This is a genomic window from Rhizobium sp. NRK18, from assembly GCF_024385575.1.
Lineage (GTDB): Bacteria > Pseudomonadota > Alphaproteobacteria > Rhizobiales > Rhizobiaceae > JANFMV01.
The window spans coordinates 553,055-575,672 of the sequence record NZ_JANFMV010000001.1; the positions used below are offsets into that span (position 1 = coordinate 553,055).

Sequence of the window (22,618 nt, forward strand, 5' to 3'; positions counted from 1 at the left end):
CGGATTTGGACGCGGAATAAATCCGCCAGGGGCGAGAGGTGTGTGCTTTGCAGCAGGCAGTCTTCTCGCACATCTCCCTGAAAAGTGCAATTTTCCGGGATATCTACCTCCGGCAACAGGCATGTCGATGGCTCAATTCGCACGGTTCATCGGACGGAGGTAACGGCAACGCTTCGGGCTGCTTCGCGGATGGTCTGGGTCAGCATGGAGAGCGGCAGGGAAGGGGATGTGTCGGTGCGCATGGTCAGACCCACCGGTCCTGTGGTCTCGCTGGTGTCGATCGGCAGCGCCGACAGGAAACCGTCGGCGATGTCGCCGGCTACGACCCCTTCGGAGATGATCCAGATCGCATCGGACGAGCGCACGAAGGCCCGGCCGAAGGCATCGGAGACCGTCTCGATCTGCTGTGGGATGCGGCCGACGCCGTTGGCGATCAGGAAGCTTTCGACGAAGGGGCGGATGACGGAGCCCTGTGTCGGCATCAGCACCGGATGATCGGCAAGCCCGTCGAACGGCGAGCGCAGCGACCGCATCAGCGGATGGTCATGGCGGACGACGAACAGGACCTTTTCGGAGTAGAGATGCTCGAAGAAGAAGCCCTGCATCTTTTCCGGTGCCGCCAGCCGGCCGACGACCAGATCGAGGTCACCGACGCGCAACTGTTCAAGGAGCACGGCGTTTTCGCCGGTCACCACCTTCACGTGACTGCCGGTGTCTTCGTTGAGGAAAAGCGATATGGCGGCCGGCATGATCCGGCTGGAGACGGTCGGCAGCGCGCCGATCCGGATCGGCGGTCCGCCGCCGGCCCTCTCCTGGGAGACGGAATCGATCCCCTGGCGCAACGCCGTCAGCGCCGCACCGGCATGCCGCAGGAAAACCTCGCCATATCTTGTCAGGCGAATGCCGCGGCCGTCGCGTTCCAGAACGGCGACGCCGAGAATGTCTTCGAGCTCGCGGATGGTCTTCGTCACTGCCGGCTGGCTGACGTTCAGGAGTCCGGCGGCCTTCATCACGCTTTTCTGGCGGGCAACCTCGACAAAGGTCTGCAGGTGACGGAATTTTACGCGCGGATCGGCCATAATCATAACCTATTGGTTATTTTATTGGCGCCAAATATCATTTTACTTAACCAATTTGAAGATGCAATCTTCGCCGCAGGAGGAAACAGACGTGCAATTTGCAAAGCTCAACGGCATCACGCTCCATTATCGCGTTATCGGCTCGCCCACGGAGAAGCCGGTCATCGTCTTTTCCAATTCGCTTGGCACCGACTTTCGGATCTGGGACGATGTGGTCGACCTCCTGAAGAGCGACTACGCGATCGTGACCTACGACAAGCGCGGTCATGGCCTCTCCGATTGCGGTACCGCGCCGCACCGGATCGAGGATCATGTCGCCGACCTTGCGGCGCTTCTCGATCATCTCGCGCTGAAGAACGTCATCCTCTGTGGCCTGTCGGTCGGTGGTCTCATCGCCCAGGGTCTTGTCGCCAGCCGCCCCGAGCTCGTCGGCAAGCTGATCCTGTCCGATACCGCCCACAAGATCGGCACGGCAGAAAGCTGGAACACCCGCATCGACGCTATTGCCAGAAGCGGGCTCGCAAGCATTCTCGATCCGGTCATGGAGCGCTGGTTCACGCCGGCCTTCCGGTCTCCGGCAAACGCCGCCTACCAGATCTACTGCAACATGTTCACCCGTCAGCCGGCGGACGGTTATGCCGCAACCTGCGCGGCCATTCGCGACGCGGATTTCACGCGGTCGACCGCAAAGATTTCGCTGCCGACGCTCGTCATCGTGGGTGACCAGGATGGCTCGACGCCGCCGGATCTCGTCCGCTCGACGGCAGACATGATCGCCGGTTCCCGGTTCGAGGTGATTGCCGGCGCCGGCCATCTTCCCTGCATCGAACAACCCCGAGCCTTTGTCGCGCTTGTCCGCGACTTTCTCGGCTCCCACTACCTAGAAGGAATTGTCCATGGCTGACCAGCCATCCAAGCGGTTCGAAGAAGGCATGGCGACGCGCCGGTCGGTGCTGGGCAACGCCCATGTCGACCGCGCCAGCGGTCTGATGACGGAATTCGACAGACCCTTCCAGGAACTGATCACCGAAGCGGCCTGGGGCCATGTCTGGTCGCGTCCGACATGGACGAAGCGCGAGCGGTCGATGGTGACGATCGCGCTGCTTGCCGCTCTCGGTCATCACGACGAGGTGGCGATGCATGTGCGCGCCACGGCCAATACCGGCGCGACGCGAGAGGATATCACCGAAGCGATGCTGCACGTGGCGATCTATGCCGGTGTCCCGGCTGCCAATACGGCAATCAAGATCGTCAAGCAGGTGTTTGAGCAAATGGATGCCGAGACGGCATCGACGGAGGAGCGCAATGGCTGACCTATCCAACAAGACGCCGGAGACAGGTTCGTTTTTCACCCGTGACCGCAGCATGCATCCGCCGGCCTATACGCCGGGGTACAAGACCTCCGTGCTGCGCTCGCCGCAGCGCGCCCTGATCTCGCTGGAGGGTACGAAGAGCGAGATCACCGGTCCGGTGTTCGGCCACAACATGCTGAACGAACTGGATAACGACCTGATCCTGAACTATGCCAGGCCCGGCGAGATGCCGATCGGCCAGAGGATTCTGGTGCATGGCCGCGTGCTTGACGAGCGCGGTGTCGGCGTTGCCGGTGCGCTGGTCGAATTCTGGCAGGCGAATGCCGGCGGCCGTTATCGCCACAAGAAGGAGACCTATCTCGCCGCGCTCGACCCGAATTTCGGCGGTGTCGGCCGGACGATCACCGACGAGAACGGCTATTACTGGTTCAAGACGATCAAGCCCGGTCCCTATCCCTGGCCGAACGGCGTCAACGACTGGCGTCCGGCCCATATCCATTTCTCCGTCTTCGGCCACGGCTTTGCGCAGCGGCTGATCACGCAGATGTATTTCGAGGGCGATCCGCTCATCTGGATTTGTCCGATCGTCAAGACGATCCCGGACACGGAAGCAATCGAACGTCTGATCGCACCGCTCGACATGAATGCGACGATCCCCATGGATATGCGCGCCTACAAGTTCGACATCGTTCTGCGCGGCCGCCGGTCGACGCTGTTTGAAAACCGCAAGGAGGGCAACTGACATGGTGCAGTCGCTTGGCTATCTGAAGGAATCGCCGTCGCAGACGGCCGGACCCTATGTCCATATCGGGTGTACGCCGAACTTCACCGGCATTCACGGCATCTTCGAAACCGATCTCGGCGCCGGACCGCTCGTCAACGACAAGACGCGCGGCGAGCGGATCACCATTCGTGGCCGGGTGATCGACGGGTCCGGCACGCCGCTTCGCGATGCAATGATCGAGATCTGGCAGGCGGACGCCGAGGGGCTCTACAATTCGCCCTCGGAAACGCGCGGGACGGCCGATGCCAACTTTTCCGGCTGGGGCCGCTGCCCCGCGGATATGACAACCGGCGAGTTCGTCTTCGAAACCATCAAGCCGGGCAAGGTGCCTTTCAATGACGGCCGGCCGATGGCTCCGCACGTCACGCTGTGGATCGTCGCGCGCGGCATTAATATCGGCCTTCAGACCCGCATGTATTTTTCGGACGAGGAAGAGGCCAATGCCGCCGATCCGATCCTGAGCAGGATCGAGCACAAGGTGCGCATTCCCACTTTGATCGGTAGGCGGGAAGGCGATACAGTGACGTTCGACATCCATCTCCAGGGCGAAAACGAAACCATCTTCTTCGACATATGAGTTATAGCGTCTTCGATCATCCGATCCTCTCGGGCCTCGTCGGTAACGACGAGGTCGCGGCGTGTTTTTCGACGGATGCGGACATCCGTGCCATGCTGCAATTCGAGGCAGCGCTCGCCCGCGTCGAGGGCCGCCTCGGCGTCATTCCGCCGGCGGCGGGGCTGAGGATTGCCGAGGTTTGCGCGTCCTTCCGACCGGATATCTTCCGCTTGAGGGAGGCGGTCGGTCGGGATGGCGTGGTCATTCCGGATCTGGTTTTCCAGCTGCGCCAGGCCGTTGGCGGCGACGAGGCCCAGCACGTCCATTTCGGCGCCACGAGCCAGGATGCGATCGACACCAGCCTGATGCTGCGTTTGAAGACAGCGACCGGCATTCTTGTCCGGCAGACATCGGCGGTGATAGCCGGTCTCGACCGCTTGCTGGCCACTTTCGGCGGCAACCGGCTGATGGGCTTTACCCGCATGCAGGCGGCGATCCCGATCACGGCCGCCGACCGGATCCGGACGTGGCGGGAGCCGTTGGTCGGCAGTGCTGCCCGGTTCGATGCGTTCGGGGCTGACGGTTTTGCCCTGCAGTTCGGCGGCGCTGCCGGCACACTCGAAAAGCTCGGCGAAAAGGCCGATGCGGTGCGCGCCGCGCTGGCCGGGGAGCTCGGCCTTGCCGATCGGCCACAATGGCAAAGCCAACGCGATCGTGTGGCAGAATTCGCCTCCCTGCTGTCGCTGTTGACTGGCTCGCTCGGAAAATTCGGACAGGACGTTGCGTTGCTTGCTGAACGCGCGGACGAAATTCGTCTTTCCGGTGGTGGCGGTTCGTCCGCCATGCCGCACAAGCAGAACCCGGTCGCGGCCGAGACCCTGGTGGCGCTTGCGCGTTTCAATGCAGTGCAGGTCTCCGGGCTGCATCACAGCCTCGTTCACGAGCAGGAACGCTCCGGAGCGGCATGGACGCTGGAATGGATGATCCTGCCGCAGATGGTCGGCGCAACGGCGGCCGCTCTGACGCTGGCGACCGCACTCACTGAGCGGATCGAGATGCTCGGCACAGCCGACTGAAGGTTGTGTCCGCAGTCGTGACGACTGCTTCCTCTGCGGCATAAGGGATTGAAAATCAGTCTTCCATACCGGTTGCGTGCGCAGACAGTTTTGCGCATGATGCCGGTCGCCGGCCATTGCACCGGCTTGATCCTCCCTTATTTCAGCCAGACATTTCCGGATACATGAATCATGATCGAAACTCCCTATCTCCTCTTCCTCGGCGACGCGGCAGATCCGCTGGCGGCCAAGGTCGCGCAAGGCATCAAGGACTGGCGACCGGAGTTTGCCGTGGGCCAAATCCGCCTTGAGGGTTGCAATGCCGACATGAAGCTGCCGGACATGACCATTGCGGAGGCCGTCGGGAAGGGCGTCAAGACACTCGTCATCGGCGTCGCCAACCGTGGCGGGGTTATTTCTCCGGCATGGAAGAGCGTGCTGATCGAAGCGCTCGAAGCAGGTCTCGACATCGCTTCCGGCCTGCACAATCTCTTGCGCAACGAGGCGGACCTCGCAGCGAAGGCGAAGGAACTCGGCCGTTCGCTGCATGACGTGCGCATTCCGACCGTCCAGTATCCGATCGCCAACGGCAAGAAGCGGAGCGGCAAGCGCATGCTGGCCGTCGGTACCGATTGCTCCGTCGGCAAGATGTACACGGCGCTCTGCGTCGAGAGGGCGATGCGCGCGGCCGGCAAGAAGGCGACGTTCCGCGCCACCGGCCAGACCGGTATCCTGATCACGGGCGACGGGGTGCCGCTCGACGCGGTCATTGCCGATTTCATGGCAGGTTCGATCGAATATCTGACGCCCGACAACGACGCCGATCACTGGGACCTGATCGAAGGGCAGGGCAGCCTGTTCCACGCCTCCTATTCCGGCGTGACGCTGGCGCTGGTGCATGGCGGGCAGCCGGATGCGCTCGTCCTTTGCCACGAGCCCAATCGGCCGCATATGCGCGGCCTGCCGGACTATCAGCTGCCGAGCCTTGAGGCTCTTCGCGATCTGGCGCTGACCATGGCACAAATCGTCAATCCCGACTGCAAGGTTGTCGGCGTCTCGCTCAACACGTCCGCCATGTCGGATGCGGAATCGCTTGCCTATTGCGCCGAAGTCGAAAAGCGCATGGGCCTGCCGACTGTCGATCCGTTCCGCCACGGCGCGGAAAGGCTTGCCGAAGCGCTGGAGGCGATATGAGCGGATTGCAGCTTACCGTTCGGGATGAAATCTTTCCGATCGCTGGCTCCTTCACGATCTCGCGCGGATCCCGCACCGAGATCAGGGTTGTGACTGTCGAACTGACGGACGGCCGCTATACCGGCCGGGGCGAATGCGTACCCTATGCCCGCTACGGTGAAACGGTCGAGGGCGTCATCGAGACCATCCGTTCTGTTGCGACCGACCTGAAGATCGGCATGGAGCGGGCCGGGCTTCAGAAGCGCCTGCCGCCGGGTGCCGCCCGCAACGCGCTCGACTGCGCCTTCTGGGATCTGGAAGCCAAGCGGGCGGACCTGCCGGCCTGGCAGCTGGCGGGCCTGCGCGAGCCCAAGCCGTTGCCGACGGCCTATACGTTGTCACTCGGCACGCCGGAGAGCATGCGCCAGAGTGCGGCGAAGAACGCCGACCGGCCGCTCCTGAAGGTCAAACTCGGCACCGACAGTGATCTCGAGCGGATCGAGGCCGTCAGGGCTGGCGCTCCGAATGCGACGATCATCGTCGATGCCAATGAAGGCTGGACGGTCGAGCAGTATCTCGAGCTGGCCCCTGTCTTCGTCCGCCTTGGCGTGGCGCTCGTCGAACAGCCGTTGCCGGCGGGTGCGGACGAGGCGCTGCGCGGCATCGAGCGGCTGCTGCCCGTCTGTGCCGACGAGAGTTGCCACGATCGGGCGTCGCTGCCGAAGCTCAAGGGCAAGTATGACCTCATCAACATCAAGATCGACAAGACCGGCGGGCTGACCGAGGCGCTGGAGCTGAAAAAGGCCGCGCAGTCGGCGGGCTTCGGCGTGATGGTCGGCTGCATGCTCGGAACCTCGCTCGCCATGGCGCCGGCCTTCCTGATCGCGCAGGGCGCTCAGTATGTCGATCTCGACGGGCCACTGCTGCTCGCATCCGAGCGCGACCCTGCCATTCACTATGACGGCTCGATCATGCATCCGCCGTCTGCATCTCTCTGGGGCTGATTTCATGCGGACTGTCTATATCAACGGCGAGTTCCTTCCCGAGAACGAAGCCAGGGTTTCGATCTTCGACCGGGCTTTCCTGTTCGGCGACGGCATTTATGAGGTGACGTCGGTTCTCGACGGCAAGCTCGTCGATTTCCCGGGCCACATGGCGCGCCTCCATCGTTCGCTGAAAGAACTGGACATGCCGTTCTCGCTGACGGACCAGGATCTTCTCGACATTCACCGCGAGCTGGTGGCGCTGAACGGCATCGACGAAGGCCTCGTCTACATGCAGGTGACGCGTGGCGTGGCGGATCGCGATTTCCTGTTCCCGGCCAAGGACACGGCGAATACCGTCGTCCTGTTCACGCAGAAGAAGGCGCTGACCGCCAAGCCGATCGCCGATCTGGCGCTGAAGGTGATCACGGCGGAAGACCTGCGCTGGCGGCGCGCCGACATCAAGACGGTGCAGCTCCTCTATCCGTCGATGGTCAAGACCATGGCGAAGAAGGCCGGTGCCGACGACGGCTGGCTGGTGCGCGACGGGTTCGTGACCGAAGGTTCGTCCAACAATGCCTATATCGTCACCAGGGATGGCACGATCGTCACCCGCGACCTCTCCACCGACATCCTGCACGGCATCACCCGCCACGCGGTGCTGGAATGCGCGCGTGACCTGCAGATGAAGGTCGAGGAGCGGCCGTTCACCGTCGAAGAGGCAAAGAATGCCAGGGAGGCCTTCATCACGTCGGCCACCAGCTTCGTCTCGCCGGTCGTGGAAATCGACGGTGTGGTGATCGGCGAGGGGACGGCGGGCCCGGTCGCCGCCAAGCTGCGCGAGATCTACATCGAGCGCAGCCGCCAGGCGGCGCAGTGACACCGACCGATTTCTGGCAGGACATCTTCGCGCCCTGCACCTATCAGGCCGGCCGGGCAGAGGATTGTTATGTCGCGGAACTCGATGACGGGCGGCAGATCAAGCTGCCCGTCCGTCCGCTTCCCGATGGCCGGAACGCGCTTGCCTCGCTGATCATCACGCAGGCGAGCTTTGCCGTTCAGGATGCGCTTGCCGAGCGGCTGGCGGCGCTTTTGCGGCCTTACGGACCGGATGTCGTTGTGGGTCTGCCGACGCTGGGGCTGACGCTTGCAGCCGCCGTTGCCCGCGTACTCGGCCACGATCGTTATGTGGCGCTCGGGACGTCGCGGAAGTTCTGGTACGATGAGGCGCTCTCGGTGCCGTTGTCGTCGATAACGACGCCGGACCAGTCGAAGCGTCTCTATATCGACCCACGCATGCTGCCGCTGATTGGGGATCGCCGCGTGGTGCTGATCGATGACGTGATTTCCAGCGGCACCTCTATGGTCGCCGGCCTGGCACTCATGCGCCGCTGCGGCGTCGAGCCGGTCGCACTCGGCTGCGCCATGCTGCAGACCGACCGCTGGCGCGAACGGCTGGCCGGCTCGCCGACGGAATGGAACGGTCCCGTCGTTGGCGTCTTTTCAACGCCGATCATCGACCTTGCGATCGAATGACGTTTCAACGAATGTCGAAGAAGAAGGAATGGTGGGCGTGACAAGGATCGAACTTGTGACCCCTACGATGTCAACGTAGTGCTCTCCCGCTGAGCTACACGCCCATTCCATTTCGCGGTGCTTGCCCGAAGGCAAATGCCGCTTTGCGGAGTTACCGTGGCCGTCTTTTCTGCCGGGCTTTTGCCCCGCGACGTCCGTCGGTGCGGGGCATAGACCACAAAAGAGGGGATGGCGTCAATAGGGTTTTTGGAGGAAATTCGATCTTTCGAAATTCGCCCGGAAACCCCGGCTTTTTCGCCTCAGGCGGCCACCAGCATCTTGTTGACCTCGTTGACGAGATCGCGCAGGTGGAACGGCTTGGACAGCACCTTGGCGTCCTTCGGTGCCTTGGAATCGGGGTTCAGCGCCACGGCGGCGAAACCGGTGATGAACATCACCTTGAGGTCTGGGTCGAGCTCGGTTGCGCGCCGCGCCAGCTCGATGCCGTCCATCTCCGGCATGACGATGTCGGTCAGGAGCAGCGAGAAGGGTTCTTCGCGCAGCCGGTCATAGGCACTCGCGCCGTTGTCGAAATGCACGACGTCGTAGCCGGCCTTCTCCAGCGCTTTGACCAGGAAGCGGCGCATATCGTTATCGTCTTCGGCGAGGAGGATTTTCTGACTCATTTAGGTGACCGTCTTTAATGGGATGCACAAGAAACTTGAGCCACAAGCCTAAAGGCCTGCCGGTAAATATCCAGTGAATGCCGACGCAATCCACAGGCAAGCCGGATGAGCATAGTATGGACTTGAGGGAACGCAACTGGCAACATGCCGGCATCAGCAATGTGCGTAGCACCATTGAAATGTCTGGTGATTCAACCAGATACTGTCGAATGACGGTCGCCGCGCGATTGCGGATACCGAGACCGAAGAGGCGAGATGGACTGGGCGAAACGTGAGAGCGACCTTTTCGAGGTCCGCGAGCCGGAAACGGTCAGGATCCCCTTCGTGTTCAATTCCCCGCACAGCGGGCGCCACTACCCCGAGGATTTCCTTCGTCAGACGCGGCTGGACGCGCACTCGATCCGCCGCTCGGAGGATCATTTCGTCGATGAACTCTTCGCGTCCGCCACCGATCTCGGCGCGCCGCTGCTGCTGGCGCATTTCCCGCGCGCCTATCTCGACGTGAACCGCGAGCCCTATGAACTCGATCCGCGCATGTTCGAGGGCAAGCTGCCCGCTTACGCCAACATCAATTCGCTGAGGGTTGCCGGCGGTCTCGGCACCGTGCCGAAGCTGGTCGCGGAAAACATGGAAATCTATGCCCACCGGCTGCCGGTGGAAGAGGCTCTGGAGCGCGTTGAGCGGGTCTACAAGCCTTATCACGCCTGCCTGCGCCGCCTGATCGCCCGCACCCATGTGCAATTCGGCTTCGGCATACTGGTCGATTGCCATTCGATGCCGGGCAATGTCCGCGTTGCCGGTTCGGCAATCCGGCCGGATTTCATCATCGGCGACCGCTATGGAACCAGCGCGGCGGCGGACCTCTCCCGGGCAGCCATCCAGATCCTTGAGGAAATGGGCTTCAGCGCAATCCGCAACAAGCCCTATGCCGGCGGCTTCATCACCGAACATTACGGTCGTCCTGCGCGCGGGCTGCATGCGCTGCAGATCGAAATCAACCGGGCGCTCTATATCGACGAAGTAACGCTGCAGAAAAGGCCGGAATTCCACGCCGTTGCGGCAGCGATTGGCGCTTTCATGGAAAGGCTGTCGGAGTTCGTCGACGACTTTGCCGCCGACACCGCGCTTGCGGCAGAATAAAGCCCGAATTTTATTTTAGATATTTCGGAAATGCGTCGTCGCGGCAAAAAAGAACCGCGCCTTAGGCGCGGTTAAGTCTAGGGAGGAAACACCCAAGGAGGGTATTTACAGTCGGAAGACTGTGAGATGACGGTATTTTTGCGGTGCACAAATGTCAAGTGCCTAGGGAATGCGCGACGATCAAAAAATGTGCATTATGTCATTCGACGTGAAAATCGCCCCAAACTGCGGCATTTGCATCACACCCGTTTTCAGGTAGAGCAGTCAGATCGTTGTTCCTGCCTGCCTATGGATGTCCCATGCTCCCCAATCGCGCCTTCTTCGATCTCCTCGCGGATGCTGCCAGCAAGGAAACCCTGCCGCGCTTTCGAAGCGGTGCCGCTATCGTCAACAAGGAGGTCGGCAGCTTCGATCCGGTGACCGAAGGCGACCGGGGGGCCGAGACGGCAATACGCGCGCTGATCGAAGAGCATTATCCCGAGCACGGCATTCTCGGCGAAGAGCATGGCAATGTCGGCCTCGACCGGGAGATGGTCTGGGTGATCGACCCGATCGACGGCACGCGTGCGTTCATTTCCGGCGTTCCGGTATGGGGCACGCTGATCGGTCTGCAGCAGAACGGCCGGGCGGTGATGGGCATGGTCGACCAGCCCTTCACGCGAGAGCGTTACTTCGCCGACGGCAAGGCATCCTGGTATGCCGGACCGGACGGAACGCGTCAGATCAGGACGCGTGATTGCGGCTCGCTGTCTGACGCGATCCTGTTCACCACCTCGCCGCATCTTTTTGCCGGTGACGACATGCCGCGATACCGGGCGGTCGAAGAGAAGGTCCGGCTGTTCCGCTACGGCACCGACTGCTACGCCTATGCGCTGCTTGCTGCCGGCTATGTCGATCTGGTGGTGGAAAACAGCCTCAAGCCCTATGATGTCGGCGCGCTCATCCCGCTGATCGAGCAGGCGGGCGGCGTCATGACCACGTGGGAAGGCGGCAGGCCGGAGAACGGCGGCCGGATCATCGCAGCCGGAAGCGCCGCAGTCCATGCCGAGGCGATGGCGCTGCTTGCCGGCTGATCAGGCCTCGGCGGCGGCCTCTGCCTCGCCTGCTTCGCGTTCCTCTGCATCCGCTCCCGGTATGAAGGCCTTGATCGCCTCCATCGCCTGGCTGCGGTAGATGTCGCGTTCCTGGAGCAATTCGTGGCGGGCACCGGGAATGGTGATCAGATGGCCGGCACGGAAATATTCGCTGAGCTTCTCGTGTGCCTCGATCGGAATGAGCCTGTCATTGCTGGCGGCGAGAACCAGCGTCGGAATCATGATCGAGGCAAGGTGCTGATGGCCGTGCACCTTCTTCATCGTCCGCGTTGCCTCGTAGATCCAGCGCGCCGTCGGCGGTCCGACCGCCAGTGCCGGGTATTGTCTGGTGATCCGGCGATTGCGTTCGAAGCGTGCCGGATCCGACGTCAGGAGATTGCCGTCGAACGGCGGTTCTCCGACATCGGACGTCAGTCTGCAGCCGCCGAGCCCGAGCATCGAGTATGTCCCGGCAATCCTGCCGATCGTGCCTTGCGACAGGCCATTGCGACGAAGCGCGATGAAGGGCGAGGCAACGACGATGCGCTCAATGCGGTTGGCCAGTCTGGGCGCAGCGGAAAGCGTGATCAGGCCGCCGGTCGAATGGGCGATGAGGTAGAACGGCAGGCGGGTGTCGGGAAGCACCACCTTCTGCAGGAAGGTTTCGAGATCGTCCTCATAGTCCGCGAAACGTCCCACATGACCCTTGCGCGGATCGGGAAGAAGCCGTTCGGAGCCGCCCTGGCCGCGCAGGTCGAAGGTCGCTACCCAGAAGCCGTGTTCGTTCAGGTCGCGGATCGTTTCGAAGTATTTCTCGATGCTTTCGTTGCGGCCCTGGACGATGATGATGGTGCCGCGCGCGATGCTGCGCTTGGTGCGGAAGATCGCGTAGCGCAGCGCAACTCCGTCGCGTCCGGTGAAGAAGCCTGCCGTGTAGCGGCCCGGCGGCGGATTGTCAGGCGTCAGGCGCAGATTGGCTTCCATCATCAACGTGTTCCGGTGCGTCTGGGATCAGGCGGAGCATCCATGAGTAGGCGCAAGCGCGGGGCCTCGTCAAAGAAAAAAGACCGGCCCGTCCAGTTACGCGCGACGAGCCGGCCAAGGTAGGCTGAGGCGGGCGGGACGTTGTGCCCCAGCCGTCGGACACATTCGGTCCGACGGTCTCCTTCTTAATAAGTACAAGCTGAATTTCGCCGGAACCGGCTGTTCACCCAGGGTTCAGGTTTGCCGCTCGTTCCGGCTCTTGAATTCGAAATCGGCAATTCCCATCTCGTTCCTGCGGGCGCCGCTCAAAGAAAATGGGTCCGCACAGTGCTTCGGTTTCGCCAGAACGGGACGCCGAAGAAAACAGCAACCGCACATCGTCGCTTCATGAAGGAGGACACCATGCGTCAATTCGATTTTTCCCCCCTCTATCGTTCCACCGTCGGCTTCGACCGCCTGTTCAATCTGCTTGACGGCGTCGGCCAGCCCGAACAGGCTCCCGCCTATCCGCCCTACAACATCGAGCGGACCGGCGAGACCAACTACCGCATCACGATGGCCGTCGCCGGCTTCGATGAGACCGAGCTTTCCATCGAATCCCATGCCCAGGTGCTGATCGTGAAGGGTGAGAAGGCCCAGGAAGCCGAAGACGGAAACGAATACCTCTATCGCGGCATTGCCAAGCGTGCTTTCGAACGCCGCTTCCAGCTTGCCGACCACGTGGAGGTCCAGTCCGCTTCGCTCAAGAACGGGCTCCTGCACATCGACCTTCTGCGCAACATTCCGGAGGCCATGAAGCCGCGCCGGATCGCGATCGACGCGAGTGCTGCCAATCAGCAGAAGGCCATCGAGGCACAGGCCAACGCCGCCTGACGCGCGAGCCTGAAAAAGCCAGAATGTGGAACGGCACCCCGATCGGGGTGCCGTTTCTCGTTGGTGGAAGCGTGGCTGCCTTGCTACGCCGCAATGGCTGCAACCGGCCGGCAGCGATGCCAGAGCAGGGCGTCGAGTGACACCAGTCCCGCACCCTTGACGGCCAGATAGGCGAGCGGAAAGACCCAGAGCAGGCGCTGGTCGGCAATGACGCTGTCGGGAAAGCGGTCGAACAGGGCGCCGATCGTCGTCGCATCGACCATATGCAGGGTGATGTCGACGAGCGTCTGGACGGCGATGAAGCCGATCATGCCCAGTGCCGCCGCGCGCGTGAACAGGCCGGCGACGATCAGGGCCGGCAGAACGAATTCGGCATAGGTGCCGAGATGAACGATCAGCCCCCAGGGCAGGAAGCCAATCGCGTCCACGTCGCCGCCGGCGGCATCCACCGCCTGCGGAACGATCTGGTAGTAGGCGCCGGCGGAAAGATGGATGAGCCCGAGTAATCCGTCCCCGACCTTGGTGAGCGCCGAGTTCAGGAAATAGAGGTAGAGCACGGCCAGGAAGACCAGCCGTGCGGCAAGCCCCAGGAACCAGCCGTCGAGAGCCTTTTCGAGAGTTGAGAAAACCCTGGCGTAGAGCCTGGTCAGCGTTTGAAGGATTGTCATGTCTTTGTTCCCCCAAGTCGGTCCGGCTATCAGCAGGTGATGCATGTCGTGAAGACGCCGGCCTCAAGCGTGCCGGCAATCGTGCCGGACAGATCCAGTTCCGGATTTTCGGCCATCGCTGCGCCGGCGGCATCGCCAAGTGTTTGGCCGTTGATCAATGCTTCCAGGAAGGTCGCCGCTCCTTTGGGCAGATGCCGCAGTTCGACATCGAAGCCCCGCCGGGTGATCAGGCCATCCTCAGCTGTTGTCGGATCGAGATCGGCAAGCGATCGGCCCGAGCGGTCGTGCGAGACGATCGAAACCGCCGCATGCGTTGCGCGGAAGACCCGTGCGGCCGGATGAACGGTGAAGCGAAGTCCGGCCAGTTTATCCGGCGGAATGGTGGCGAGAACGGCCGCATCCAATGGTGTGGCATCGGCGGCATGGAAGGCGTCCAGCCAGAGCCGTTCCAGCCGGGCGACATCGGGCAGGAACACCAGGTGCCTTGCCGGCTCGAACGCGGCGATGAAATCGGCAAAATCCTGGCCGTATTCGAAGATCAGCTGGGACTTTGGCGGATGTTGCTGGACGTAGACCCGGGCCATCGCCCGGAAATACGCCTCGCCGACCAGCCGCTGGACGGTCGGAAAGATATCGGCGAGCGCGTTCACCAGGCTGACGGAGACATTGTTGCGATAGACCGAAAAGCGCTTAGCCGCCTGCTTTCCCTGCGGGCCGACGACGCCGTCGGGCAAAGGCCGGTCCGGATCAAGCAGCGCGTCGGAAAATGCGTCCGTGAGCCTTGTCGTGGCCGTGTCAGCCATGCCGGGCTCCCATGAGGTAATTTCCGGCGTGGCGGTCCAGAATGGCGTCCGCCAGCAGCGCTTCCCGCTTCAGCACGTCCCATTCGGGCACGTCGTTGTCCCACTCGATGAGGGTCGGCAGCGGGCCCGTCTGGCCGATGACGATGTCATAGAGAGACCAGACGGCCTCGTCGACCGGGCGGTCGTGGGCGTCGATCAGCAGCCGGTCGCCTTCGTCGTCGGTGTCTTCCGCGTGGCCGGCGAGATGGATTTCCTCGACCAGATCCAGCGGAAAATCGGAGAGGTAGCGGATCGGCTTGAAGCCGTGATTGGTGGCCGACACATAGACATTGTTGATGTCGAGCAGCAGGCCGCAGCCCGTGCGCGCCGCGATCTCGCGGATGAAATCCGTCTCGCTCATGGTCGACTGGCTGAAGGCGACATAGGCTGACGGGTTCTCGAGCAGCATCTTGCGGCCTAGGGTCTCCTGGACCTGGTCGATGTGCTCGACGACGCGGTTCAGGGTCTCGCGGCTGTAGGGGACCGGCAAGAGGTCGTTGAAGAAGGTCGTGTCGTGTGTGGACCAGGCCAGATGCTCGGACACGAGCGACGGCTGGTAGCGTTCGACGACGGTCTTGAGACGGGCGAGATGGTCAGGATCAAGGCCCTTTGGGGAGCCGATCGACAGGCCTACGCCGTGAATGGAGAGGGGAAACCGCTCGCGCATGGCGGTCAGGATGCGGTGCGGGTGGCCACCCGCGCCCATATAGTTTTCGGCATGCACCTCCAGAAAGCCGATCCGGTAGTCGTCGGCAAGGATCTGATCGGCATGGGCGGTCTTGAAGCCGGCGCCGGCGCGGCGCGGCATGGCGAAGGCCGGAAAAGCGGTCGCAGTGAATTGGGACTGGAGGTTGGTTGCGGCCATGACGGCTCTCCCGATTACGCCTTGTGGAGTACGCATCGGGCCGGTCTGGCCCGATGCGCATGATCTGTTCGGATCAGGCCTTCGGCACGTCGCGATCAAGGGCGGTGAGCGAGCCCATGCGGTCGCCCGGGAGCTTCATGGTCGCGCAGGTGCCGGCTTCGACGTATTTCCAGGAGTTGCCCTGGTAGTCGACCTTGGAGGTGCCGGCGCAGGTCGTGCCCGGACCGGCGGCGCAGTCGTTCTGGCCGGCCATGGCGACGCCGAAGCACTTTTCCTTCTCGGCGGCCTGTGCCCCGGTGGCGGACAGTGCAGCGAGGCCGGTAACGGCGAGAGCAACGGCGCCGGCGAGAGCGGATGCATTGAAGGCGGTCTTGGTGGTCATTTGTATTCTCCTCTGAAATTGAAATCCGCTTCTTCTCGTTGCGGACCGGCTCGTTCGTTCCGGTGAGGAGACACTCCCAAAAGCTGCGATCAATTGGAAATCAATGGGCCGTTATCCAGCGTCACACTGACGTGAGGCGTTTTGGCGCATTTCTGACGGCGGCGTGATGGCACGGTGATCAGGCAGGCATAGCAATCGCATGCCACGGGTACGAAAACAGAAAGCCGGCGCGGATGCCCGGCCGGCTTTCAAGATTGAGACCTGTGGTCTTCCGTCAGGCGATCAGGTCGACAAAGCGCCCGACATCCTCCTCGCTGGTCGCAAAGCTGGTGACGAGGCGGATCAATCGCTCATTGTCCTTCAGCATGTAGGGTTCGTCTACCGGCACGGGCCAGTCGTAAAACTTGGCGCCGGCCTGTTCCGCCTTACGAGCCGTTGCGTCGTCGAGAACGGCGAAGACCTCGTTCGACTGCGTCGGCCATGCCTGGTGTCCATGGGCACTCTTGTCCAGTCCCTCGCGCAAGCGGTCGGCCATGGCGTTGGCGTGACCTGCAAGCTCCAGCCACAGGTCGTCCTTCAGGTAGGCGTCGAACTGCGCGGCGATGAAGCGGGTCTTGGAGAAGAGCTGGGCGCCGCGCTTGCGGATGAAGGGCAGGTCGCGCGCCATCTCCGGCTTGAAGAAGACCAGCGCCTCGGCACACCAGCAGCCGTTCTTGGTGGCACCGAAGGACAGGACATCGACGCCGCGCTTCCAGGTCATTTCCGCCGGGGTGACGTCGAGCGCTACGACTGCGTTGGCAAAGCGTGCACCGTCCATGTGCAGCGGCAGGCCATTTTCGGCGGCGATGGCGGAAATCGTCTCGATTTCCTGCAGGCTGTAGATCGTGCCGGTCTCGGTGGCTTGTGTAATGGTGACGGCCTGGGCGCGACCCTGGTGAACGGCGTCCTGCGGGAAGCGGCGGATGGCGGCTTTCAGGCGGGCCGGGTCGATCTTGCCTTCGGGACCGGGGACGGTGAAGAGGCGCGATGCATTGGCGAAGAATTCCGGCGCGCCGCATTCGTCCGCCACCACATGGGCGTCGGAGTGGCAGAAGGTGACGCCGCCGGCCTTCTCTATACTGGCGAGCGCGAGCGAGTTGGCGGCCGTCCCGGTGCCGACGAAGAAGACGGCGACCTCCTTCTCGAAGATCTCGTTGAACGTCTTCTCGACGTGCCGGTCGAGATCGCTCGTTCCGTATGCGGCGGCGAAGCGGCCGGATTCCTTGAACAGCCGTTCGCTGATGGCGGGATGGGCGCCGGCCCAGTTGTCTGAGGCAAAGAACATGAAGGCGGGTCTTTCTGATTGGGGATCGTCAGTCTGGAAATATGTCAGGAAAGCATCGCGGTTTCGAACCTCCGGTATACGCCAAGTGGCCCGGGTTTCAATCCCGGGTGGGGCGACCTGATTTCCGGAGCAGATTTCCTGTTGCGCTGGACAAGGCGATGGCGGAAGCTTGTTTCAGAAATGTCAGCATTGGAGAAAGCTTCAATCGCTCTGCAGCGGAGAATTTATTTTGGAGGCCTTGCGAAAAGCCCGGCTTTCTGTCATAGATTTATCGAAATTAGGTCAGCTCTGTTGTCCTAATTTCAGCCTTGCGGCAAAAATATCGCCAAAGGGCCTGACCATTTCGGCCGAAAACGCTATAGTCCTGACGATTGATCGGCGCCGACAGCGGCATGCCTTCAGGGCCATTGTGAAGAGGTCGACCGCAGGCCCATTGGATACCGTCCCGAAAGGGGATGGCTGCGGCTGGCTTCAAATGAATATTGCAAAGAGCCTGTAGACCCGGATTTCCGGCGACCAGCACCCAACAGAACGCCCGGATTTCCGGGCCGGCAGGAGGAATGACGATGACGAAGATGACGCCATCAGCGGCCATGGCGCGCCAGGCGGCCGGTTCGACAGCCATCCGGACCGTTATGCGTGAAGCGGCGCGCGGCCTTCCGCCGAAGCAGGGTCTTTACGATCCGATCAACGAGCATGACGCCTGCGGCGTCGGCTTCGTCGCGCATCTGAAGGGCCAGAAGTCGCATCAGGTCGTCAAGGACGGCCTGTTCATGCTGGAAAACCTGACGCATCGCGGTGCCGTCGGTGCCGATCCGCTGATGGGCGATGGCGCGGGCATCCTCGTCCAGATTCCGGACCGCTTCTTCCGCGAGGAGATGGCGGCGCAGGGCGTGACCCTTCCCAAGGCCGGCGAATATGCGGTCGGCTACTGTTTCATGCCGCAGGACGAAGAGCTTGCGGCACACTTCAAGGACATCATCACCGAAGTCGTCGCCGAGGAAGGGCAGATCCTGCTCGGCTTCCGCGACGTGCCGGTCGACAATTCGTCGCTCTCCAAGGCGCCCGACATCGCCGCGACCGAGCCGCGCCACGTGCAGGTGTTCATCGGTGCCGGCAAGGACGCCGCCGAAGCCGTCGAATTCGAACGCAAGCTGTTCATCCTGCGCAAGGTCATCTCCAACCGCATCTATGCGGAAGAAGCGGGCCGCGATCTCGGCTTCTACTTCGTGTCGCTGTCGACCTCGACGGTGGTCTACAAGGGCATGTTCCTGGCCTATCAGGTCGGTGCCTACTATCAAGATCTGAACGATCCGCGCTTTGAGAGCGCCGTCGCGCTCGTTCACCAGCGCTTCTCGACCAACACCTTCCCGTCCTGGAAGCTGGCGCACCCCTATCGAATGGTCGCCCACAACGGCGAAATCAACACGCTGCGTGGCAACGTCAACTGGATGGCCGCCCGTCAGGCATCGGTATCCTCGCCGCTCTTCGGCGACGACATCTCCAAGCTGTGGCCGATCTCCTATGAAGGCCAGTCGGACACCGCCTGCTTCGACAACGCGCTCGAATTCCTCGTGCGTGGCGGTTATTCCATGGCGCATGCCGTCATGATGCTGATCCCGGAAGCCTGGGCCGGCAACCAGCTGATGGGCGAGGAGCGCAAGGCGTTCTACGAATACCATGCCGCCCTGATGGAGCCGTGGGACGGGCCTGCCGCCGTCGCCTTCACCGATGGCCGCCAGATCGGCGCGACGCTCGATCGCAACGGCCTGCGTCCGGCCCGCTACATCGTCACCAGCGACGACCGCGTCATCATGGCGTCCGAAGCCGGCGTGCTGCCGGTCAAGGAAGAGGACATCATCCAGAAGTGGCGCCTGCAGCCGGGCAAGATGCTGCTGATCGACATGGAGAAGGGTCGCATCGTTTCCGACGAGGAAATGAAGGCGGATCTTGCTTCCAAGCACCCCTACCAGAAGTGGCTCAACCAGACGCAGCTGATCCTCGAGGACCTGAAGCCGGTAGAGCCGCGCGCGCTGCGTCGCGACGTGTCGCTGCTCGATCGCCAGCAGGCCTTCGGTTATACCTCGGAAGACACCAAGATCCTGATGTCGCCGATGGCCACCACCGGCCAGGAAGCGATCGGTTCGATGGGCACCGACACGCCGATTTCGGCCATGTCGTCGAAGTCGAAGCTGCTCTACACCTATTTCAAGCAGAACTTCGCGCAGGTCACCAACCCGCCGATCGACCCGATCCGCGAAGAGCTGGTGATGAGCCTCGTCTCGTTCATCGGCCCGCGTCCGAACATCCTCGACCATGAGGGCGCCGCCAAGGCCAAGCGTCTGGAAGTGCGCCAGCCGATCCTGACGAACGGCGATCTCGAAAAGATCCGCTCGATCGGTCACACCGAAGATCGCTTCGACACCAAGACGCTCGACTTCACCTACGATGCCGAGCGCGGTGCCGAAGGCATGCCGGAAATGCTGGAGCGGCTCTGCGAGCGCGCCGAAGCGGCCGTTCGCGGTGGCTACAACATCATCGTGCTTTCCGACCGCCAGATCGGCCCGGACCGCATCGCCATCCCGGCGCTGCTGGCGACCGCAGCCGTGCATCACCACCTGATCCGCAAGGGGCTTCGCACCTCGGTCGGCCTCGTGGTCGAAACCGGCGAGCCGCGCGAAGTGCACCACTTCTGCTGTCTCGCCGGCTATGGCGCCGAGGCGATCAACCCGTATCTGGCCTTCGACACGCTGCTCGACATGCATGCGCGCGGCGAGTTCCCGAAGGAAGTCGATGCGAGCGAAGTCGTCTATCGCTACATCAAGGCGATCGGCAAGGGCATCCTGAAGGTCATGTCCAAGATGGGCATCTCGACCTACCAGTCCTATTGCGGCGCGCAGATCTTCGATGCCGTCGGTCTCTCCAAGGCGCTGGTGGACCAGTACTTCTTCGGCACCGCGACGACCATCGAAGGCATCGGCCTGGAAGAAATCGCCCGCGAGACCGCCGATCGCCATGCAGCTGCATTCGGTCGTGATCCGGTTCTCGCCGGCACGCTGGATGTCGGCGGCGAATATGCCTATCGCATGCGCGGCGAAAGCCATGCCTGGTCGCCGGATGCGGTCGCCGAACTGCAGCACGCCGTGCGCGGCAATGCCCAGGATCGCTACAAGGCGTTTGCCGACATGGTGAACGGCGAGGCGCTGCGCATGAACGCCATCCGCGGCCTGTTCAAGATCAAGGACGCCGCAACGCTCGGCCGTACGCCCGTGTCGATCGACGAGGTCGAGCCGGCGTCGGAAATCGTCAAGCGCTTCTCGACCGGGGCCATGTCCTTCGGCTCGATTTCGCGCGAGGCGCACACGACGCTGGCGATCGCGATGAACCGGATCGGCGGCAAGTCGAACACCGGTGAGGGCGGCGAGGAAGCCGACCGCTACCTGCCGCTGTTCGACGGTTCCAGGAACCCGGAACGCTCGGCTATCAAGCAGATCGCCTCCGGCCGCTTCGGCGTGACGACCGAATACCTGGTCAACGCCGACATGCTGCAGATCAAGGTCGCACAGGGCGCCAAGCCCGGCGAAGGCGGCCAGCTGCCCGGCCACAAGGTCGATGCGACGATCGCCAAGACGCGTCACTCGACGCCGGGCGTCGGTCTCATTTCGCCGCCGCCGCACCACGACATCTATTCGATCGAAGATCTGGCGCAGCTGATCTACGACCTGAAGAACGTCAACCCGGAAGCCGATGTCTCGGTCAAGCTCGTCTCGGAAGTCGGCGTCGGCACGGTTGCCGCCGGCGTGGCCAAGGCGCGCGCCGACCACATCACCATCTCCGGCTATGACGGCGGTACCGGCGCATCGCCGCTGACCTCGCTGAAGCATGCCGGCAGCCCGTGGGAAATCGGCCTTGCCGAAACCCAGCAGACGCTGGTGCTGAACGGCTTGCGCTCGCGCATCGCCCTGCAGGTCGACGGCGGGCTGAAGACCGGTCGTGATGTCATCATCGGTGCGCTTCTGGGTGCCGACGAATTCGGCTTCTCGACAGCACCGCTGATCGCCGCCGGCTGCATCATGATGCGCAAGTGCCACTTGAACACTTGCCCGGTCGGCGTTGCCACCCAGGATCCGGTCCTGCGCAAGCGCTTCAAGGGCGCGCCGGAGCATGTCGTCAACTACTTCTTCTTCATTGCGGAAGAAGTGCGCGAGATCCTCGCATCGATGGGCTACACCAAGCTCGACGACATCATCGGCGAATCCGGTCTCCTCGAAAAGGAAACCATGCTGGACTACTGGAAGACCCAGGGTCTCGATTTCACGCGCATCTTCCACAAGGTCGATGCGCCGAAGGAGGCGACCCACTGGACCACGCGCCAGCATCATCCGATCGACGACATTCTCGACCGCAAGCTGATCGAGAAGGCCATGCCGGCGCTTGAACGCAAGGAGCCGGTGGCCTTCGAAATGCCGATCCGCAACGTCGACCGGTCCGCCGGCGCGATGCTTTCTGGCGAGCTTGCCAAGCGCTGGAACCACAAGGGCCTGAAGGACGACACGATCAACGTGACGCTGCGCGGCACGGCCGGCCAGTCGTTCGGCGCGTTCCTCGCACGCGGCATCACGTTCGATCTCATCGGTGACGGCAACGACTATGTCGGCAAGGGGCTTTCGGGCGGCCGCATCATCGTCCGTCCGCCGGAGAACACGAAGATCGTTCCGGAAAAGTCGATCATCGTCGGCAACACCGTGCTCTACGGCGCGATCGAGGGCGAGTGCTACTTCCGTGGCGTCGCCGGCGAGCGCTTCGCAGTGCGCAACTCCGGCGCCGTCGCCGTCGTCGAAGGCGTGGGTGACCACGGCTGCGAGTACATGACGGGCGGCGTCGTCGTCGTCATCGGCGAGACGGGACGCAACTTCGCGGCCGGCATGTCCGGCGGCGTGGCCTACGTCCTCGACGAGGCCGGAGACTTCTCGGCCCGCTGCAACATGGCGATGGTCGAGCTCGAACCGGTTCCGGAAGAAGACGATATGCTGGAGAAGCTGCACCACCACGGTGGAGACCTCATGCACAAGGGACGCGTCGACGTCTCCGGCGACATGACGCGTCACGACGAGGAGCGCCTCTACCAGCTGATCTCGAACCACCTGCACTACACCGGTTCGGGACAGGCCAAGAAGATCCTGGATCACTGGGTCGAGTATCGTCCGAAGTTCCGCAAGGTCATGCCGGTCGAGTACCGTCGTGCGCTCGAAGAGATGGAACGCATGCGGATGGGCATCGCTGCCGAGTAACGAATACGGGCGGCGCCGGACGGAGGAACCGT

The 22,618-nt window shown here is 62.6% G+C and carries 22 protein-coding genes and 1 tRNA gene; 13 read left to right on the forward strand and 10 right to left on the reverse strand.

Features of this window, described 5'->3' with window-relative positions:
• Positions 1–146 precede the first annotated feature (146 nt).
• Complete coding sequence (pcaQ, locus tag NN662_RS02485) at positions 147–1,079, reverse strand: pca operon transcription factor PcaQ (RefSeq protein WP_261928739.1); 933 nt, start codon at positions 1,077–1,079, stop codon at positions 147–149.
• A 91-nt stretch (positions 1,080–1,170) separates the two neighbouring features.
• On the opposite strand from pcaQ, the gene pcaD reads away from it, so the two are divergent.
• The 9 genes from pcaD (at position 1,171) to NN662_RS02530 (ending at position 8,479) form a co-directional block, all read left to right on the forward strand.
• Positions 1,171–1,983 (forward strand): 3-oxoadipate enol-lactonase, encoded by an 813-nt coding sequence (gene pcaD / locus NN662_RS02490; protein WP_261928740.1) that lies wholly within the window; start codon positions 1,171–1,173, stop codon positions 1,981–1,983.
• Positions 1,970–2,392: a 4-carboxymuconolactone decarboxylase gene (gene pcaC, locus NN662_RS02495; RefSeq protein WP_261928741.1), complete on the forward strand. Its 423-nt coding sequence runs from the start codon at positions 1,970–1,972 to the stop codon at positions 2,390–2,392. Before pcaD ends, pcaC begins: the two co-directional genes overlap by 14 nt.
• Positions 2,385–3,134, forward strand: coding sequence for a protocatechuate 3,4-dioxygenase subunit beta (gene pcaH, locus NN662_RS02500; RefSeq protein ID WP_261928742.1), 750 nt, complete (start codon positions 2,385–2,387; stop codon positions 3,132–3,134). The genes pcaC and pcaH overlap by 8 nt, the downstream gene beginning before the upstream one ends.
• 1 nt (position 3,135) lies before the next feature.
• A complete protein-coding gene (gene pcaG / locus NN662_RS02505; RefSeq protein WP_261928743.1) occupies positions 3,136–3,753 on the forward strand; it encodes a protocatechuate 3,4-dioxygenase subunit alpha in 618 nt (205 codons plus the stop codon).
• Positions 3,750–4,808 (forward strand): 3-carboxy-cis,cis-muconate cycloisomerase, encoded by a 1,059-nt coding sequence (locus NN662_RS02510; protein WP_261928744.1) that lies wholly within the window; start codon positions 3,750–3,752, stop codon positions 4,806–4,808. Before pcaG ends, NN662_RS02510 begins: the two co-directional genes overlap by 4 nt.
• A 171-nt stretch (positions 4,809–4,979) precedes the next feature.
• Entirely contained in the window at positions 4,980–5,981 is a 1,002-nt protein-coding gene (dgcN, locus tag NN662_RS02515) for an N-acetyltransferase DgcN (RefSeq protein ID WP_261928745.1), read from the forward strand.
• Positions 5,978–6,964 (forward strand): N-acetyl-D-Glu racemase DgcA, encoded by a 987-nt coding sequence (dgcA, locus tag NN662_RS02520; RefSeq protein WP_261928746.1) that lies wholly within the window; start codon positions 5,978–5,980, stop codon positions 6,962–6,964. Before dgcN ends, dgcA begins: the two co-directional genes overlap by 4 nt.
• A gap of 4 nt (positions 6,965–6,968) precedes the next feature.
• Positions 6,969–7,823, forward strand: a complete 855-nt coding sequence (locus NN662_RS02525; protein WP_261928747.1) for a D-amino-acid transaminase — start codon at positions 6,969–6,971, stop codon at positions 7,821–7,823.
• Positions 7,820–8,479 carry a phosphoribosyltransferase gene (locus NN662_RS02530; protein WP_261928748.1) on the forward strand — a complete coding sequence of 220 codons (660 nt, stop codon included), beginning with the start codon at positions 7,820–7,822 and terminating at the stop codon, positions 8,477–8,479. Before NN662_RS02525 ends, NN662_RS02530 begins: the two co-directional genes overlap by 4 nt.
• 29 nt (positions 8,480–8,508) lie before the next feature.
• Here NN662_RS02530 and NN662_RS02535 read toward each other — a convergent pair.
• Both NN662_RS02535 and cpdR1 read right to left on the reverse strand, forming a co-directional pair.
• Positions 8,509–8,583: transfer RNA gene (locus NN662_RS02535), tRNA-Val, on the reverse strand.
• A 195-nt stretch (positions 8,584–8,778) separates the two neighbouring features.
• Positions 8,779–9,144, reverse strand: a complete 366-nt coding sequence (gene cpdR1 / locus NN662_RS02540; RefSeq protein ID WP_261928749.1) for a response regulator CpdR1 — start codon at positions 9,142–9,144, stop codon at positions 8,779–8,781.
• A 255-nt stretch (positions 9,145–9,399) separates the two neighbouring features.
• Here cpdR1 and NN662_RS02545 point away from each other — a divergent pair, with 255 nt between their 5' ends.
• Positions 9,400–10,284 carry an N-formylglutamate amidohydrolase gene (locus NN662_RS02545; protein WP_261928750.1) on the forward strand — a complete coding sequence of 295 codons (885 nt, stop codon included), beginning with the start codon at positions 9,400–9,402 and terminating at the stop codon, positions 10,282–10,284.
• Between the two features lie 299 nt (positions 10,285–10,583).
• Positions 10,584–11,357, forward strand: a complete 774-nt coding sequence (gene hisN / locus NN662_RS02550; protein WP_261928751.1) for a histidinol-phosphatase — start codon at positions 10,584–10,586, stop codon at positions 11,355–11,357.
• Here the strand turns inward: hisN and NN662_RS02555 are convergent, their stop codons facing one another.
• A complete protein-coding gene (locus NN662_RS02555; RefSeq protein WP_261928752.1) occupies positions 11,358–12,344 on the reverse strand; it encodes an alpha/beta hydrolase in 987 nt (328 codons plus the stop codon).
• A 399-nt stretch (positions 12,345–12,743) separates the two neighbouring features.
• Here NN662_RS02555 and NN662_RS02560 point away from each other — a divergent pair, with 399 nt between their 5' ends.
• Positions 12,744–13,214: an Hsp20 family protein gene (locus NN662_RS02560; RefSeq protein ID WP_261928753.1), complete on the forward strand. Its 471-nt coding sequence runs from the start codon at positions 12,744–12,746 to the stop codon at positions 13,212–13,214.
• A gap of 83 nt (positions 13,215–13,297) precedes the next feature.
• Here the strand turns inward: NN662_RS02560 and NN662_RS02565 are convergent, their stop codons facing one another.
• The 6 genes from NN662_RS02565 to NN662_RS02590 form a co-directional block, all read right to left on the reverse strand.
• Entirely contained in the window at positions 13,298–13,882 is a 585-nt protein-coding gene (locus NN662_RS02565) for a DoxX family protein (RefSeq protein ID WP_261928754.1), read from the reverse strand.
• A gap of 29 nt (positions 13,883–13,911) precedes the next feature.
• The gene (locus NN662_RS02570) at positions 13,912–14,685 is read right to left on the reverse strand and encodes a DUF2063 domain-containing protein (RefSeq protein WP_261928755.1); all 774 of its coding nucleotides are present in this window, start codon (positions 14,683–14,685) and stop codon (positions 13,912–13,914) included.
• Positions 14,678–15,589: a DUF692 family multinuclear iron-containing protein gene (locus NN662_RS02575; protein WP_410010896.1), complete on the reverse strand. Its 912-nt coding sequence runs from the start codon at positions 15,587–15,589 to the stop codon at positions 14,678–14,680. Before NN662_RS02575 ends, NN662_RS02570 begins: the two co-directional genes overlap by 8 nt.
• A gap of 73 nt (positions 15,590–15,662) precedes the next feature.
• Positions 15,663–15,971, reverse strand: coding sequence for a DUF2282 domain-containing protein (locus tag NN662_RS02580; RefSeq protein WP_261928756.1), 309 nt, complete (start codon positions 15,969–15,971; stop codon positions 15,663–15,665).
• A 274-nt stretch (positions 15,972–16,245) separates the two neighbouring features.
• Positions 16,246–17,295, reverse strand: coding sequence for a threonine aldolase family protein (locus tag NN662_RS02585; RefSeq protein ID WP_261928757.1), 1,050 nt, complete (start codon positions 17,293–17,295; stop codon positions 16,246–16,248).
• A gap of 277 nt (positions 17,296–17,572) precedes the next feature.
• Positions 17,573–17,890, reverse strand: coding sequence for a hypothetical protein (locus tag NN662_RS02590; protein WP_261928758.1), 318 nt, complete (start codon positions 17,888–17,890; stop codon positions 17,573–17,575).
• Between NN662_RS02590 and gltB the strand changes: the two genes are divergently transcribed.
• Positions 17,889–22,586 (forward strand): glutamate synthase large subunit, encoded by a 4,698-nt coding sequence (gene gltB / locus NN662_RS02595; protein WP_261931841.1) that lies wholly within the window; start codon positions 17,889–17,891, stop codon positions 22,584–22,586. The two genes, NN662_RS02590 and gltB, sit on opposite strands and share 2 nt — an antisense overlap.
• Positions 22,587–22,618: the final 32 nt, after the last annotated feature.